The sequence below is a fragment of the Dactylosporangium cerinum genome, from assembly GCF_042653625.1.
Lineage (GTDB): Bacteria > Actinomycetota > Actinomycetes > Mycobacteriales > Micromonosporaceae > Dactylosporangium > Dactylosporangium cerinum.
Map to the genome: position 1 here is coordinate 36058 of NZ_JBHSIU010000065.1, position 17219 is coordinate 53276.

General features: G+C 69.9%; 10 protein-coding genes and 1 pseudogene. 4 read left to right on the plus strand and 7 right to left on the minus strand.

Annotated features, from left to right (window positions below):
* Positions 1-17: 17 nt before the first annotated feature.
* The 4 genes from ACFPIJ_RS42265 to ACFPIJ_RS42280 form a co-directional block, all read right to left on the minus strand.
* Entirely contained in the window at positions 18-3293 is a 3276-nt protein-coding gene (locus ACFPIJ_RS42265; RefSeq protein ID WP_380124328.1) for a BTAD domain-containing putative transcriptional regulator, read from the minus strand.
* A 347-nt stretch (positions 3294-3640) separates the two neighbouring features.
* Positions 3641-4879, minus strand: a complete 1239-nt coding sequence (locus tag ACFPIJ_RS42270) for a hypothetical protein (RefSeq protein WP_380124329.1) — start codon at positions 4877-4879, stop codon at positions 3641-3643.
* Positions 4880-5025: 146 nt separating this feature from the next.
* The gene (locus tag ACFPIJ_RS42275; RefSeq protein ID WP_380124330.1) at positions 5026-7434 is read right to left on the minus strand and encodes a hypothetical protein; all 2409 of its coding nucleotides are present in this window, start codon (positions 7432-7434) and stop codon (positions 5026-5028) included.
* Positions 7422-9488, minus strand: coding sequence for an Hsp70 family protein (locus ACFPIJ_RS42280; RefSeq protein ID WP_380124332.1), 2067 nt, complete (start codon positions 9486-9488; stop codon positions 7422-7424). The genes ACFPIJ_RS42275 and ACFPIJ_RS42280 overlap by 13 nt, the downstream gene beginning before the upstream one ends.
* Positions 9489-9963: 475 nt before the next feature.
* Between ACFPIJ_RS42280 and ACFPIJ_RS42285 the strand changes: the two genes are divergently transcribed.
* Positions 9964-10299, plus strand: coding sequence for a hypothetical protein (locus tag ACFPIJ_RS42285; protein ID WP_380124333.1), 336 nt, complete (start codon positions 9964-9966; stop codon positions 10297-10299).
* Positions 10300-10517: 218 nt separating this feature from the next.
* A complete protein-coding gene (locus ACFPIJ_RS42290; protein WP_380124335.1) occupies positions 10518-11057 on the plus strand; it encodes a hypothetical protein in 540 nt (179 codons plus the stop codon).
* A 391-nt stretch (positions 11058-11448) separates the two neighbouring features.
* Here ACFPIJ_RS42290 and ACFPIJ_RS42295 read toward each other — a convergent pair whose 3' ends face one another.
* Entirely contained in the window at positions 11449-11865 is a 417-nt protein-coding gene (locus tag ACFPIJ_RS42295) for a GntR family transcriptional regulator (RefSeq protein WP_380124337.1), read from the minus strand.
* Between the two features lie 252 nt (positions 11866-12117).
* On the opposite strand from ACFPIJ_RS42295, the pseudogene ACFPIJ_RS42300 reads away from it, so the two are divergent.
* Positions 12118-13922: pseudogene (locus ACFPIJ_RS42300) on the plus strand (IS481 family transposase).
* Positions 13919-14179 carry a hypothetical protein gene (locus ACFPIJ_RS42305; protein ID WP_380124339.1) on the plus strand — a complete coding sequence of 87 codons (261 nt, stop codon included), beginning with the start codon at positions 13919-13921 and terminating at the stop codon, positions 14177-14179. The pseudogene ACFPIJ_RS42300 and the gene ACFPIJ_RS42305 overlap by 4 nt, the downstream one beginning before the upstream one ends.
* A 625-nt stretch (positions 14180-14804) precedes the next feature.
* Here the strand turns inward: ACFPIJ_RS42305 and ACFPIJ_RS42310 are convergent.
* Both ACFPIJ_RS42310 and ACFPIJ_RS42315 read right to left on the minus strand, forming a co-directional pair.
* Positions 14805-15842 (minus strand): IS110 family RNA-guided transposase, encoded by a 1038-nt coding sequence (locus ACFPIJ_RS42310; protein ID WP_380124342.1) that lies wholly within the window; start codon positions 15840-15842, stop codon positions 14805-14807.
* A gap of 84 nt (positions 15843-15926) precedes the next feature.
* On the minus strand, positions 15927-17090 hold the full coding sequence (locus ACFPIJ_RS42315; protein WP_380124344.1) for an IS110 family RNA-guided transposase: 1164 nt from the start codon (positions 17088-17090) through the stop codon (positions 15927-15929).
* Positions 17091-17219 lie beyond the last annotated feature (129 nt).

Consider the following 17219-nt stretch of genomic DNA (forward strand, 5'->3'; position numbering starts at 1 on the left):
AGTGCCCGCCGGGTTGCTCATGCGGCTGTGCCCCTGCCCGTGTCGGTGTCGCCGGCCGGTCGTGGGGTCGGCGGGTCGGGTGCGTAGTCTGCGGCCTGGCCGGTTCGGGATGTGGGCTTTTGATCGGCGGGCGGGGTCGCCGACGCGTCGGGCTGGTTCGGTTGCTGGTTCCGGCGGTTGTGGTGGGGTGTGGCCGGCGAGGCCGTCAGCAGTTGATCGGCGAGGGCGGTGGTTTCCTCGCTCGGTTCGGCGTCGATGTCGGCCAGCTGCCGTGCCAGGGTGTGCCGCAGTGCCCGGACCGTGTCCAGGCGGCTGGCGGCGGCGTTTGCGCGCATCGCGGCTTGGTACAGCGCTTCGGTGTATGGGCTGTGCGTGATCGCGCGGTCGAGGATCGGGATCACGGTCTCGGGCTGGTCTTTGAGGGTGGCGGCGAGGGCAAGTGCCGCGTCGACTGCCTGCCGGCGGGCCGCTTCCCGGTGCGGTTCGATCCATTCGTAGTCCACGCCGTCGGCGAGGTGCCCCTGGTATGCCTGCAGTGCCTGCTGCCAGGCGGCGTTCCGGTCGGCGGGGTTGTCGGCGAGTTCGGCCTGGTGCAGTGCTGTGCGCATCTGCCACAGGTCGACGTCGAACGCGTCGCGGTTGAGCTGGTACCGCTGTCCGGTTCGGGTGATGTAGGTGTCGTGGCCGCCGGTACGACGCAGGATCTGGCGCAGGTCGGAGATGTAGGTGTGCAGGCGGTGGACTGCTTTTCTGGCCGGGGCGTCGGGGAGCAGGTCGTCGAGGATCGATTCGTAGTGCACGGCGCCGTCGTGGACGGCCAGGTACGCCAGGAGTTCGAGCGACTTGGCCCGCAGTGTTCCTTTGCTGGTGTCGGCGTCCACGACTCGCGGTGCGCCGAGGAGCTCCACCGCCACACGGCGGATCGGGCGGCCTGTTGTATCGCCGTTCGCGCGGCTGGCCGCCGCCCCGGCGTCAGCGTCGGTGTCGACGTCCGGTTCGGTGGTGCCCGCCGCTGGTGGCTGGTCACTGCAGCCGGTGGAGCGTGACGATCGGGCTTCCAGAGCCGTACTGGGTTGCGAGGCGTCGGGTTCTGGTGTGGCGCCCTGGGTGTCGCCGGCGTCAGGATCGCTCGTCTCGTCGGGTGCGGGGGAGTCGAAGGCGGCGGTGGAGAGCTGGCCGGTCTGCGACTCGGCGAGCACGTTGAGCAGATCGACGGCTTCGCCGACGGTCAGGACGGTCAGCCGTCCAAGGTCGACGGCGTGCCGAGTGCTGCCGTCGGTCGGGGTCGCGGTCGAAGCGTTCTCGTGTTGGCTGGTCTGGCTGGTGGTGCCGTCAGCGGCGACGGTGACGGTGTCGCCGGGTGGCCAGGTGCCGAGCAGGACGCCGTGCACGTCGAGCCGGTGCCCTTGCCGCAGCAGCGCGGTGACCCGACCGCGGTCCTCATCGAGGATGTCGGTGTCGGCGAGCAGGATCGTCGGCGGTAGCGGTTCCTCGAGCGGATCGACGCGGCGTAGCTCGGCGACGGTGTCCACGGCGTGCTGGTGGAGGATGCGGCTGCGGTGCAACGTGACGGCCTCCAGCTGGTCCAGGGCTTCCGGCAGCCCGTTCGTGATCACGATTCGGGGTGTGTCGGGCAGGGCGTGTCCGGTCCCGAACAGTCGTGCTGCGGTCGGCGTCGGGATCAGCACGACGCTGCGGTCGGCGGGGTTGTCCGGACCGTCGGCGACAGCAGTGACCAGCAGCCCGCGGGCTGCTGCCTCCGAACCGGGACCGGCCAGGCCCAGGCCGACGGACCTGCCCCACCCCGGCACGAAACGGCTCTGCTCCGCTGCCGCCTCGCCTCGGTCCTCGTCGGTTGCCGCATCGTGGTGCAGGTCCGTGCCGGACGCTGCGACGGAACCGACGCTGCCGCTATCGTGCTGGCCGCCGGTGGCGTGGCCGTCGGTTGTCTCGATGACGGCGGCTGCGTCGACGGCGACGTCTGTGGTGGACGTGGCGGTGGCCCGGCGGAGCTTCCGGACGACTGCGGGCAGGTCGGTGATGTCGGTGTCGTCGGGTCGGGTCGACGCTGACGGTGTTCTCGGCATGTAGCGGCGGCGGCGATGCGCCCAGACCAGCGCGGCTGCCGCGATGATCGCGCCGGCGAGGCCGGCGTCGACCCAGCTACCGGTGAACAGCCCGACCCCGGGTGCCCCGCCCCGATTGGTCCGATCCCCGGAATCTGCCCGTCCTGCCTGCCCGGGCTGACCTGCAGTGGGATTCACCGTCCTCGGCGTGACGGGGACGGACGCGATACCGGACGGGTGTTGGCCGGTGATTCCGTCGTCGCGAGCCTGCTCGGTTGTCGTGGTCGTGGTCGTGGTCGACGGGCCCGGGCTGCTCGACTGGCCCGGTGCGGTAGCGGGTGGCGGTGTCCCGGCCCCTCCGCTGGGATCGGTGTGTCCGGTCGAGGCACTCGGTTCGGCGTCGACGGGTAGGGTCAGCACCCAGGTCGGCTCGATGTGATGACCACCGCGCATCCGGCCCGCACGGTCGTAGCGTCCGGCGTTGAGCCGGTAGATCTCCTGCCAGCGATGCGGATCACCCAGACACCGCTCGGAGATGCTCCACAACGTGTCCCCTCGCCGTACGGTCACCGTCATCGGCCGTCCCTGCGCTGCGTGCGTCACATGTGGCATGGCACTGCGCGGCCCGACGGTCGGCGACAGCTGCAGCGTCGTATCCGCGGACACCGGCATCAGGTCCGGCACCGCGGCGACCGTCTCCGCGGCGGACGCCGGCAGCGCGGCGGTCGGTGGGCCGGCGGTGTGTGTGGCCGTACCGGCCGGCGGTGTGACGCCGGCGGCGGAAGCTGCCGCAGTGACCGAGGTGATCGCCATCAGCAGCGACCCTGCGAGGGTGGTGACGGTGGTCTGCAACGGCGCGGGCAGCAGCCGGAGGGTCCGGGCAGTGCGGGTGAACACGGCGGCGGCGTCCAGGACCGTGCCGACGACGAGCCACGCCCACAGCAGGCATCCCGTGCCCATCGCGGCGAGCAGCAGTACCGGCGGGCTCAACGGTTGCGCGACCGCGGCCGCGACGTCCAGTTCGGACCACCACACCTGGCGGGTCGGGATCAGCGCGGCCGGCAGACCGAACAGGGCGCACAGCAGCGTCAACGCGCCGCAGACCCGCTGCAGCGCCGCCGCCATCCGGCGACGCCGCCGATAGCGGGCCCGTCGACGCAGCCATCGGCTGCGCTGCGCGACCGGCGGTGCGGTGCCGAGGCGGGATTCCGGGCGTCCGACAAACATCGTGACCGCGCTCCATGTAGGCCGACGTCGATTGATGTCTGCGACGCTAAACCGCGTTTGGCGACGATGACCCGTTCACGTGGTCACACGGGCACACACGTGATCACACGCCATCACACGCGGTAACACCGCAGCTCACAGTGGTTGCGATGCGCGCAGCCGTGATCTGCCGGCCGTCGACCTTGGGACTGCTGAAACGACCAGGTTGGGAACCAGTCGTTACATAAACTGCTGCGCTGCGGGCGCGGGCCACGGTGCTGGGCACGTGTGTGCCCGCCCTGGCGGCGTCGCGGGCATGGACGCGCGTCGGATGTCCGTGCCCGGGGCCGGCCGTCGCGACGCTGCGGTCAGGTCGGGGCCCAGGTCGGGGTGCCGTTGTCGGCGGTGACCCGACCGTTGACCTTGAATTCCTCGACGGCGTTCACCTCGTACCAGGTCCGGGGCTCCGCGAGGTACATCGTCCACCGATAGTGGATCTCGGCGCGGCCCGCGGTGGTGGTGGTGACGGTGATCGTGCCGTCGGGGGCGGGGTCGAGCCGCACCTGCGGGTATTGCAGGACGGTCCACTGCGGCTTGTCGGTGATGGAGTATCTGGTGGAGTGCCGCATCGGGCAGGTGTTGATAGTGCCTAGGGTCGGGTCGGTGTCCGGGTTGAACGACCCCTGTGCCGCGCAGGCGTCGATCCCGGCACGGACCTGGGCGATCACCTGCTCGGCCACGCCCGCCTTGATAGTGTCAGGCAGCGTGACGGTCGTGGACGCTTCACCGCCGTCGGTGCCGCCGGGCCCGTTGGTGTCGCCCGCGCCGTCCTTGCCGTCCGCGCCGATGGTGACGGTGACCTGGCTGGCTTCCAGCAGTGCGGTGCCTGCCTTGCTGACGGTGTACACGCCGGGCGGCGCCCAGGCCGTGACGGGGACGTCCGCGGCGATGGGTGGGAGGTCGGCACCCGCGAGGTCGATCAGAAAGTGGGTGGGGCCGGGGATGGTGATGACCGACCCGGGAGGTTCGGTGATCGACCAGGACCCACCGAAGAAGTTCTGCTTCCGGTAGGTCAGACCCACCTCGTTTGTCGCCCGTCGTCCGTTGAGGTCGAAGGACACGGTGACGTTCCGCCGCTTCGTCCCCGGCAGCTGTGTGTCGGCGGGCAGCTCCCGTTCGCTGTCGATGTGGATGTTGGTGGGGGGCTGGTAGCCGGTTTTCAGGGCGACAGCTGTGCACAGCGGGTTGTCGGAACACTTCCCGGCCAGGGAGAACGCTTCGTCGTCCCGGTCGGCGATCGCGTCGAACAGCCGCTGGACGAGTTCCCGCGGCGGCGGCCCGTACGAGTTGCGGACGATCGTGACTGCGGTGACCACGATCAGTACGGCAAGGACACCGGCGAGGATCTGCGTCGTCCGGCGTCGCTGCTGCCGAGACGATCGCGGCGCCACGGCGACACCCGCCGTCGGCGGACCTGCGTGCGCGGGCAGGGACGGCAACGGGACGCGGACCCCGACCGGGAACTGCGACGCCCGCCAATCGGTGAATCGGGTCAGCACGGCGGGCAGCTCGGCAGTGGCGGCCCGGTTCGGATCCGGGCCGGTCACGCGAGGACGCTGGTCCTCCACGGCACCGTCTGTCACGGTAGCGGCGGCTGTGTCTGTGTCCTCCGGCTGCCCATTGCCGGCCTGGCCGGGCAGCGTTGACGTGGACCTGCCGGGCTGGGCCGGCCCGGACGGTTCGGGTGCGGCACTCATTGGCGGCTCCGTTCGACGGTGCCCCGTGCGGCGGGACTGCTGGCGGTGGACATCGGTGCGGACGCCGCCGTGGCCGGGAGATACACGGCGTCTGCGGCGTCGGCGAGGACGGCTGCGATGACCTGGACTGTGTCGGGTTCAGGTTCGATGCCGGCGGCGGTGAGGTGCTCCGTCAGTGTCGCCGCCGCCCGGCGAAGCCCGTCGGCGTCGCCGGCGGCGGCGTGCCGCAGCAGCAACCGCCGGTGCACGGACTCGTTGCCGGGCGCGTCCCGCAACGCCCTTCGCAGCAGTCGCACCGCGGTGCCGTGGTCAGGCTCGAGGTCGGCAAGATGGACCCGCAGATCGAGAGCATGCCGGGCCAACCGTTCCTGCTCGACGGTCAGCCACTCCTCGGCGCTGCCTTCGGCGAGTTCGCCGTGGCACAGGTCGGCGGCCTGCCGCAGCAGCAGTAGCCGCCCAGCCGTCTCGACCGTGCTGTCGGCGGCGTCGAGCAGGTCATGCAACCGCCACAGGTCGACGTCGACGGTGTCCGGGTCGAGCCAGTACCGGGTGTTGCCCGGCCGGGCGGTGTTGGTCGACTGCAGCAGGACCGGCTGCCCGGCGGCGTCGACCAAGGCCAGGCGCAGCTCCGACATGGTGGTGAGGTACCGGCGGTGCACCGCGGTACCTGGCTCGTCCGGCCATACCGCCTTCTTGACCATGTCGGCGCTGACCGGGTCGCGATGTACGGCGAGCATGAGCAGGATCTGCCGACCGGCGCTGCGCCGGATCACGACCGGGGCGGTGCTGCCGTCCGGGTACGGCCGCAGCACGACCGGCCGGCCGAGCACCCGAACCTGCAGCCGCCTCGGCATGTGCGCGACGGCCGGTGGGGTCCGCGGCCAGGTCCCGGCGATGTCACCGACGGCACCGGTCTGGTTGACGGCGGCCGTCGGCCCGTCGGCCCGGAGCACACCGGGCACCGCAGCCGTCGGCGGGGGAGTCGTCGGTGTGGTGATGAGCCCGAGACCATTCAGCACCGAGCGCGCTGTCTGCGAGCTGAGGACCGCGACCCGACGCGGGCCGGACGCGGCGCCGTCCATCACGCGCACGGTCCCGTCGCCGGCGACGAACCACGTGGTGGCGGCAGGCCAGGCGCCGAGCCGGATGACTCGGGTCCCAGCCACCTGGTCGTTCCTTCCGGTCTCCGCCGCTGCCGAGGTACGCGGCGGCCATGGCCAAGGGGCTGATCCGCCGTTCGCGGGTCGCTGGTCCGGCGCGTCCAGCCCGTCGGGAGGCGCACCAACGTGCAGGACAGCGCCATCCACGTCCCGGACCGGTGGACCTTTGGTGACGTGCAGCCGCGGCGAGTTCGTGCCTACGCAACCCGGCCCGAGCAGCATCTGCAGGACGTCGGCCGGCACAGTAACCGGTGCTGCGCGGTGGTGCGGGTCAGTGCTCAGCGCGACCAGCAGGCCGCGAGCGGCGTCATGCGCGCCCGGTCCGATCAGTCCCACACCGGGCGACGGCAGCGCGTCGGCCAGGACCGTGCCAGGTTTGGGCAGGTCCTCGAAGCCGGTGCCGTCGGTAGGCAGGTCGGCCAGCGCATCGGTCGGAGACCCGCTGCGGCCCACGTGTCCGGCCGTCCCCGACGCTGTAGCCAGGTCGGTGTCCACGCCGGTCCGGGCAAGCGCATCGGCGGCACCGGCGACGCTGCGGGCGAGCCGGGTCAGCCGCTGCAGGGTCTCAGACGCTGGGGCCAGGTCAGCGTCGGTGCGGTGCGCCCGGACCGGTGGCCGAGGCCGATAGGTCCGGCGCCGCTGCACCCACAGCGCGCCCGCCGCAGCGCCGACCGCCATGAGCACGGGCAGCGGCAACCAACCCCCGGGCACCGCGACTCCGCCCACGTGCGGGCTCGACGCCGCAGGCCCGACAGCGTTCGCCGGCGGGTCGGCGCGGATCGGCGGTACACCGGCGGGGACGGCCCCGGATCGGGTTCGGGGTGCGTCAGTCGCGGCCGGAGGCCGCGTGCTGTCCGGATCGCGGGCCGCGGATTCGGCGACGGTCGACGAAGCTGACAGGTGCAGTGCTTGCGTGCCACCGCGTAGCGCGTCAACCGCCAGCATGAGTCCGCTCGCGGCGGCGGTGACAGCGGTGTGCACCGGGACCGGCAGCCGTGGCGCGCGTGCGGCGCGCCGAGCCACATCGACGGCGTCCAGCACCGCCGACCGCAGCAGGAGCAGCCAGAACAGCCACCCGACCCCGACCCCCGCTGCCGCCAACCCACCCGGCGACAGCGGCTGCGCCACGATCAGCGGCCAGTCCCACTCCACCGCCCGCTGGAACACCACGAGCGTGGCCGGCAGCCCCACCAGGGCCGCCAACGCGGCCACCGCCGCACCCACGACGCGGATCAACCGACCCATCGCGACCCGTCCACGTCCCGGTGCTGCGGCACAACCGACGGCGACGACCAGCCCGGCCCGCCGCCGACCGCAGCGGCAGGTCCCGCCCCGAACGGCACCGACGTACCAGCCGGCGGGACCAGCAACAGGCGCCGCAGCAACAGCCACACCGCCTGCGCGGCCCACCACCCCGCAGCGGCGAACGCGAACCCGACCGCCACCATCCCGGTCGTATGCCAGCCCAAGGACCCGGCGATCAGCCCAGCCAACGGCACCGCCAGCAACAGCCGATGCAACGCACGCCGCACCAACAACAACCCCACGCCCACACCGACGCACAACCCGCCGAGCCGCCCTACCGGCCCGATGATGTCGGTCGGCGACTCGGCCACCCACTGCCGCAACACCGCCGCCAGCACGTTCAACGCCACCGGGCTGCCCTGCTCGTCCCAGCTGATCAGCCACGCGCCGAAACCGACCAGCGCCGCGACCAACGGAGGGAACCGCAGCGAGCCCAACCACGAACCCTGCGGCGGGTCCGGACGCCGCCACACCACCACCGCAAGCCCCACCACGGCGACCACACCCGGCAGGACCGGCAGCACCGACCACCGCAGCAGCGGCCCGGACTCCAGATCGAAGTACCCGGCCGCGACCGTCGCATAGACCGCCGCGACCACCAAGCCACCCACGCCGCCACCGGCCAGCGCCACCGCCAGCAGCCGATGCCGCACCCAGGCCGGCGCCGCACTCTCCTCATGCCGAAGAGACGTGACCAACACCAACCCACCAACCACCGCGATCAAGCCGAACACCGCCGCGAACGCCAGCCCGCCCCACGCCGCCAGCAACATCGCGCGGTCGATGCTCTGCCGTGGCCCGTACCGCTCCGACCCCGCCATGAACTGCCAGAACAACACCACCGACCACATCGCCGGGACCGCTGCCGCCGCCACATCCCGCCACCCAGCCTCAACCACCGGCGCGTCCCGCGTACCGGATGTCGAAGACACCACCGACCCACTCACCGGCCGGGTCGCCGCCCGGCTGGTCGGCCGGGGAGCCCGCAACGCACCGAGCGCTACCGCGAGGTCCGCCTCCGCCACGAGAAACGGCTCAACATCGACCGCACCGTGCAGTTCCGCACCGACCGACACGTTGAACGCGCCCGCACCGACGGCACAGACCATCGTCAGGCTGCTCGCAGCGGCACCCGAACCATCCACCGCACGGCGCGCCACCTCACCGATCCAGGCCGCAGCGGGCGGGCTATCACCGTCACGCCCGACCCACGGCGATGCGCCCTCAGCGACCTGTCCTTGACATGGAACTGCGGCGAGTCCAGCAGACCCTGACGGAACGTTAACCGAACGGCCCGATGATCGAGTGGCCGCGCCGGGCGTACCGAGGCCAGCGACGACCGTGGCGGTGTCCACACACGACAGCACGTCGAACCCGCTCGCGGTGCGCCGCAGCGCCGTCGCTCTGCACGCGGTGTCGACCTCACACACCAGCAACGTCGACCCGTACGGCAACACCGCCGCACCACACAGCAGATGCCAAGCCACCGCGACCGGCGCGGTCACCACCTCCACCCCGCGAAGCCCCGCAGCCCGCGCGGCCACACGCAACGCCGTCAACCGCCGAGCAGGCCAACCGGCCGGCACCGCCACCGCCACCGACTCCGGCACCGCACCCGCCACCGCAGCCGCGCACGCCCCAACCTCGCGCAGTAGTACCTCAACGAGATCGACGGCCTCGACCCGCCGACCCTCAACCAGCACCTCGCTGCCAAGCCGAGACCCAGGCTCCACCACCCACCCCGCCGACGCCACCCCGGCCGCCCGCTGCTCCGCAGCCACCCCGACCAGCAGCGAACCGTCCTCGTCGACCAGCACGGCGTTGACCAACCAGCCGACCCCGTCCAGCGGCAACGCCACCGCGGTTCCGTCCTGGAACCCGACCACCGCTCGCACCCGGGCCGATGCCAGGTCAATGCCCAGCCGAAGATCCACAACCATCGACATCGGTCCATTCTGCACCTTTAGATCAACCGAGGGTGAACAACCCCTCACTGATCAACGCCGTTGTGTGGACGCAGCGTAGGTGGCAAGCGCCGGTCACTCACTGGGTACCGCCGTGCGAAACCGTCGTTCTGGCTGCTTACTGATGTCCTGCGGATGCGGGCGCCACCTCGAACCGAAGCCTCTCTCCGTACCTAGGCGCGACCGGTGGTTTGCACAATCTGAAATGTTTGCATCAACATCTGAGACGAAACACCGCTCGTCACACCGTTTCCTGCATCCCTGTGCCATCGCTACTGCCTACTCGCTCCCACTTTCATATCGACACCACCTGGACCGCGCTGCCGTCGAGGCGTCACCATCCCTGCAACAGATCAGAAAGTGTGATCCATCCGCGCGATCTGAACGGGGGCGACCCTCGCCACTGTCAGTACCTCATGGCCGCTGTGGACATGCCGTACGCCCAATCAGGACCTTGATCCGGATGCCGCTCTGGCGCAGAACATGTGTTCGATACGATGGGTGCATGGTTGGCATTCCCCAACTGCGGGAGGCCAGTTGGCTGATCACCGGCACCGACCGCGACCCGGTTCGGCATCTGTTCGTCCGCCTAGAAGAAGCGGTGGACGGCTCCGGCGTGTGGACAGTTGAGCTCAGCGACTGCCGGCTCCACACACGCGACGGCGGTCACGCGATACACCGCTATAACTGCGAGGCCGACGCCCGAATGGCCGTTGCCCTGATCCACACCCTCGGCACGCATCTGGATCCACTGCCGACCTGGAATCCGCAGCAACGCGAGCACGCCCGCTGGCGGGTGAGGGCCATGCCGTCCGAACCGGCGAGCCAGGTGAGGCGCTGACCGCTACAGCGAGTCCGCCGACCGAGATGACAGAAGCACAGTCGTCGGCCACCGTCACGGAACCGAAGTGACGAGCGGCACGCCACCGACGTGCCGCAGCACTGCCGCGCTACGCGCTTGACGAAGAGGCGGGCACGGGAAGCGCGTGGGCCGCCATGACCTGGGGCCATTGGCTGACCAGACTTGGCTGACCGACAAAGTCGTGCGGCGATACGTCCGTGAACGATGATCGCTCCTGGCGGAACCCGGCGAGCGCACCTGTGGCCGCTGCCGACGACGGTGTCAGGTCGGGGACGGTCGATGGATTGGAACGCTGGTTAGGGCAGGCAGCCGCAGACCCCGCCGGGTACGCGGGTTACAGGCCAGCGAGCCTGCGCCAGACGCGTTCCACCTGGCGCAGCGTGCGCCAGGCACTACACGTGCCAACAGGCACGCTGGCCGCGGACCTTGACCTCGACGAGCTCGTCGACAGGTTCTCCGCCATCAGACCCGGATTCCGCAGCGACTCGAGCTACCGGAGCCGGCTGCGGCTCGGCCGGCGCCTCTACCTGGCGTGGCTGTGCGGCGATCCCGTAGTGCCAAGCTCCCGTCACGGGGCAGTACCGGGCGGCAGCTGTCTCATGGCTGCTGTACCGATTGTGACGATCGCCTTTCCCCTCCGCGTCGGCATGTCGATCGAACTGCAGTACCCGCTCGACCTGCGGGCAGAGGAAGTAGATCGGATCTGCCTGCTGCTACATAGCATGGTCATGTCGTAGGACATGGTCCAACACGCACGCCTGAGAACTGGGACATGGAAGCCGAACGGCTTCAAGCTAACGCCGTGATACACGAGGAGATCAAGGCCGTTCCTGCGCATCAATTCGCGCCAGTACGCCCCCGAGCCTCCCCGACGGCCCATGTCGACAGTTTCACGTGTACTCCTGGCTTCGTCGGTGACTTCGGAACCCACTTGTCGAGCAGCTTCATGCAGCCGCAGAGCGTGGATCGTGTCGGCAGGCGTGCGTACATAAGCGGCATTATGGTGCAATCCTTGCGCCCGCTACCTCCGCCGCTCTGATCTTCGGGCAAGCGAGGATACGTCGGAACCCGGGGCAGGGGTCTCATGCAATTGTTGTCCGTCAGACCGATCTCGGCGGGTGCATGGGTTCATGGACGTGGTGGACCTTGAGCGCCGAACAGGTCCGCAGGGTAGGTCTCCACCGATCCATCTGCGCGGCGCACTTCCAGTAGTGGAACGCCGGCCTGAATGCTGAGCAGATGGGCGTGGTCTCGGGTCGGCATCCGGGCGACAAGCCGGTCTTCATAACCCAGCTGCACGAACGTCCGTTCCTGGTGCTCGCGAACGACGGCCGGTTTGCCGCGCTCCGTCGTGATCAGACCTTCGTGACGTAGTACGTCCAGAGCGCGGCGGACCGACATTCTGCCCACGCCGTGAACCCTGCCGATACCGTCCTCGGATGGCAGTGTAGACCCGGGTCCGTAGACACCCGCTGTGATCTGCTGCCGCAGTGCCGACGCGAGCCGTAGATACACCGGAACGGGTCCGCGATGATCGACATCCATGCAAATAGCGTAAGCCATAGGGCCACATGATGTCGACAGGTGCGCGTATTGGCGTGAAGACCAAGCCACGGCGCCGGGAGCAGAGCGGCAAGGCGCGGCGTGCCCCGAGCGGTGTGCAGCGGCCGCCAGGGCCGCCTTGAAGACGTATAGAAAGTTCTCACCGGCCTCCAGCGAGGCACTTGTCCGGTCTCGGTACCCGCGTGACACATCGGTATCAGGACGTGCGTGACACTCCGCCGAGTGCTGGTGGAGTTGACCATGACGGAGCAGCGGTACCGGGCTGTGTTGGAAGTCGATGCCGGGGTTCCGGTGACCGAGGTGGCCGAGCGGTTCGGGGTGTCGCGGCAGGCGGTGCACCGCTGGCTGGGCTGGTACCGGTCCCTGGGCCTGGAGGGTCTGGCTGACGGCTCGCACCGGCCGCATGCGCATCCGGCGCAGACGTCGCCGGAGGTGGAGGCGGTGATCTGTGAGCTGCGCCGGCAGCATCCGCGCTGGGGGCAGCGGTGTATCGAGTTTGAGCTGGGTCGCAACGGCTGTCCCGGCCCGATCCCGTCGCTGAGCACGATCTACCGGGTGCTGGTGCGGCACGGCCTGGTCGACGCGCAGCCGCGTGGTCGTCGCCGGCAGGACTACACCCGCTGGCAGCGCGATCGGCCGATGGAGCTGTGGCAGATGGACATCGTCGGCGGGGTCATGCTCGCCGACGGCACCGAGGCGAAGGTGATCACCGGGGTGGACGACCATTCCCGGTACTGCGTGATCGCCACGGCGGTGCGCCGGGCCACCGGCCGGGCAGTGTGTCTGGCGTTCGTGGCGGCGTTGCGCCGCTTCGGCATCCCGGAAGAGGTGCTCACCGACAACGGCAAGCAGTTCACCGGCCGGTTCACCAAGCCCCGCCCGGGTGAGGTGCTGTTCGAGCGGATCTGCCGGGAGAACGGCATCATCGCCCGCAACACCAAGCCCCGCTCACCAACCACGACCGGCAAAGTGGAGCGGTTCCACCAGACCCTGCAACGCGAACTGCTCGACAGCGTGCCGGTGTCGTCGAGGCGGCGCAGGCGGCCATCGACGAATTCTGCCGCGAGTACAACACCAACCGGCCGCACCAGGCGCTGGGCATGGCGTTTCCCGCCGACCGGTTCGTCGCCCGCCCAGACCAGCCCGCCCTGCCGCTGCGGGTGCCCGCCTCCCTCACCACCGCGCCCGCCCCCGAACCCGCGCCGGCGGCGGCATCGAGTACCCCGGCGACCCAGGCGGCCGTGGCGCCGCTGGTCATGTCGGCCAACGGCGTCGACCCGGTCAACCTCGCCGCGGAGCCGACCAGGATCGTCCCGGCCTCGGGCAACCTCGGCGTGTGCGGCCAGCAGTTCTGGCTCGGCCCCGCTTACGCCGGCACCACCATCACCCTGTGGGCCGACACGACCGTCGTGCACCTGCTCAAAGACGACGTGCGGCTCAAGACCGTGCCGTCCCGGCTCACCGCCGCCCACCTGCGGCAGCTGCTCGCCGCTGGCGGCCAACCCGCCGGCCCACCACCGCTCCCGGCCGCACCTGTCCAACCGGGCACGGCGGTCGAGGTGGACCGCCTCGTCAACGCCACCGGCCTGATCGGGCTGGCCGGCCGCCAGCACCCAATCGGCAGCCAGTTCGCCGGCCGACGCGTCACCGTCCGCCTGGACCAGGCCCTGATGCAGCTCGCCGACCAGGGCGTGCTGTTACGCAGCCTGCCCAACCCGCTGTCACCGACCGACATGACCCGTATTCGCGATGCTCGCCCAGCCGGACCGGCCCCGGCGCCACCGGTCGATCCGCAGCGGGTCGACCGCCGCGTCAGCAGCTGCGGCGCTCTCGTCGTCGCTGGACAGAAGATCCATGTCGGGATCGGTCACGCTGGCCGAACCGTCACCATCGAAGAAGCCGACGCCACCTTCCGCATTCACGACGGCGACCAGGTTCTCACCGAAGTGCCTCGCACGACTACGAAAAGCGTCGCTAGATTGAAGGCCCGCAAACCTGAACCCCCGCGACGGGGCGGCAGACGAGGAGACTCGGGGTGAACGGCACCAAGGTTCGATGGGTGCTCCTCTACCGGACACCAACGAAGTGGCGCATCTCAGTGGCGGAGGTCCCCGACGCCATCGCCTGTGGCGACCTGCCCGACACACCACCAGACGCACCGATCGAGGTCGCCCAACACGACCTCGAAGCACACCTCCGCCGGCACTGGAACTTCACCGGTGAGCTGACCTGGAGCCAGACCGAACCCGACTCGTGGGCAGCGGAGCCCACGCCTTCGACCGAAAACGTAAGGTAGATCGTCTAGCCGGAGCTTTCACACATCATGTGACGCTGATCCGTAACGCATCAACTGAGGCTCGACACTCGGTCGGTTTCGGTGTCGTACTCCGCTTGATCCGTTACATGGTGACTCCAGTTGACTGGTTACACCTGCCTTGAGCATGCCGGACACGGAACGTGACGCCGGCCGTCCACGACGCTGGTGTCCGAGGCATCCGCTTCTGGCACCCCTCTGTGTCATCCATGAAGGAGCGGGGCCGGTCAAGTCGATGAGGGCTGGAGTGCTGACGTTGTTTGTCTGTTTCCGGCATGGGTTTCGGGCAGGCGTGTATGCGGCGTCGGGGTCAAGGCCGGCCCGGAGGGCCGCCCCGCAGGGGCTTGGTCTTGACGCCGCCGTCGTGCACGCCAGGCTGTGCGATGCCGGGAAGTAGGTTGTGGGGTTGGCCGCGTTGCACCAGGGTCCGGGCGTGATGCCGGAGGGCAGGCCGGGGTTCGGCTGCCGGTCATCCATTCGCCCCGCAGGTAGGGGCATGGTGATGTGCGGCCGTGACCGGGCAGGATCAATCAAGAGGGCGACCACGCCACCGGCCGGTGAGGGTCAGACACAGAACGATCTCGTGCCCGGTCACGTCCGAACCCGTTCACGCCGCCGCCTTCCGAGCCTGGGTGAGGGCGCGGATGTGCCCGTCGCGCAGGCCGTAGAAGACGAGGGTGAGCAGTTTGCGGGCCACCGCGACGGTGGCGATGTTGCGGCCGCGGCGTTCGCCGATGCGGGCCTTGGTGGTGGCGAGCCAGCCGGTGTGGGCGGCGCTGTGCGCGGCCTCGACCGCGGCCCAACGCACCAGGGTCGAGCCCTGCTTGGTAATCCGTCCACGATGGACGGTGGTATCGGACTCGCGGTGCCGTGGCGTGAGTCCGGCCCACGACGCCAGCTGCGCCGGGCCGCCGAACCGGTCGACCTCGCCGATCTCGGCGACGAAGATGGCCGCCAGGACCGGGCCGACACCGGGGATCGCCTGGATCGCGGTGAACCCGCGGTGCCCGGACAGCCGGGAACGCACCGGCTTGGTCAGGGCGTCGATCTCGAAGTCGACGGCGTCGATGAGCCGGCACAGCGAATCGACCCGGCCGCGGAACGCGCCGTCCAGCGGCGCGGCGATGAGCAGTTCACGTCCGCCGACGCCGAACAGGTCAGACACCGCGATATGGACGCCCTGCTTGGCCAGCACCGTGTGCACCGAGGCCTTCAACCCGCTGCGCAACGCCACCAGTTTCGCCCGGTGGCGGACCAGTTCCCGCAACTCGCGGACCGCCGGCGGGGCGATCCACGCCTCCGGCAGACGGCCCATCCGCAGCAGATCCGCCAGATCGGCGGCGTCGCGCACGTCGTTCTTCACCCGCCGGTAGGCGAACCCTTTCACGCCCAGCGGGTGCGCCAGATGCACCGCGGCGCCGGCTGCGGCCAGCACGTCCGCCGCCCAGTACCAGCCGTAGGTCGCCTCCAGCACCACCTCCGGGCCTTCGCCCGCCTTCGCGATCTGCAAACCGAGCTCGACTGGATCATTGTCGATCCTGACGGTCTCGAGCCGTTCCCCGGTCTCGGTCATCCGCACCAGCACCGAGCGGCGCCGATGCAGATCCATCCCAACGATCTGCCGACCGTCGTACGCTGCGTCCACAGGGGCCTCCTTCGTCGTGAGACGTGAGCACCCCGAGCATCCCGCCGGGAGTCACGAGGAGCGAGGCACCGCTCCTTCATGCCATCAAGATGCGGCCAGGGGCGGTGTTCTAGAGTGGGTTCTGGCGGGTCCGGGAAGTGGCTTCTCCGAAGTGTCGGCTGTCGGGATTGAGCCGGCCGCGCTGGATTGCAGAGTCGCTCCCGTTTGCCCTCCCGGGCCCGTCCTGACTCGTTTGGTGTCCTTGACCAGCTGCTGATAGACCACGTTGGACAGTCGGTGTTTCAGGGCCCGCATGGCTTCCATCGGGCTTTTGCCCGCGGCGAGTTTGCGTCGGTAGTAGGCGCGGCCTTCGGTGTCGTTGCGGAGCTGGACGATGGCCATGATGTGCAGGACCCGGTTGATGCGCCGGTTCCCGGCGCGGGACAGTCGGTGGCGGTGCTGGTCGCCGGAGGACGCGTCGATGGGCGCGGTGCCGTTCCAGGACGCGAAGTGGTCTCGGCTGGCGAAGCGGCCGACATCGCCGATATCACCGAGCAGCCGGGCGGCGCCGGACGGGCCGATGCCGGTGAGCTGCTGCAAGGTGCTGCCGGTCGACGCGACCAGCTCGGTCAGTTGCTGGTTCGCGGCCTTGATCTTCTTGTCGATGACCGCGACCTCGGTGATCAGCTCCGAGGCCAGCTGCCGGCGAGTGCGCCCGACAAGGTCGCGGGGCCGGACGGTGTTGAGCAGCGCTCGGGCCTGTGGCGCGGACAGGAACTGCTTCGCCCCGCCCGGGACGAGCTCGAGCAGCAGGTGGTGCAGCCGGCTCAGCGCTTCGGTCCGGGCCCGGCCAAGCCCGTCACGGCGGTCCACGAGCAGCCTCAACGCCACCGTGACGTCATCGACGGTGACCTGACGCAATCCGTTGGCACGCAGCGCTGCCACCGCGATGCAGTGGGCGTCGGCGGGGTCGGTCTTGCGGGATTGGCTGGTGTCGAACAGCCGGGCTCGCGCGGACAGCTTCGCTGGCACGTCGAGCACGGTCTCGCCGTCGGCGACCAGGCGTTGGGCGATGTGCCGGCCGATGCCGTTGCAGCCTTCCACCGCCCAGACCCGGTCTTTGTGCTGCCGGCCCAGTTTGAGCATCGCGGTGTAGCCGTCGCGGTCGGTGCCGAACCGGCCCTGGGCAAGGACCTTCTCCCGGCTGGTGATGATCTCGATGGTCGCGGACCGTTTGTGCGGGTCCATGCCGATGATGACGCGTGCCATGCCGGCCCTCCTCGATCTGACGAGTGCTATGTCAGCGAGGAGGGCAGCGCTTCTTCGAGCTGGGCAGACCCCTCTGGAGCCTCTCCACGCCGCGGTGACCGGCAGGACGCATGCCAAATGAGAGCCACA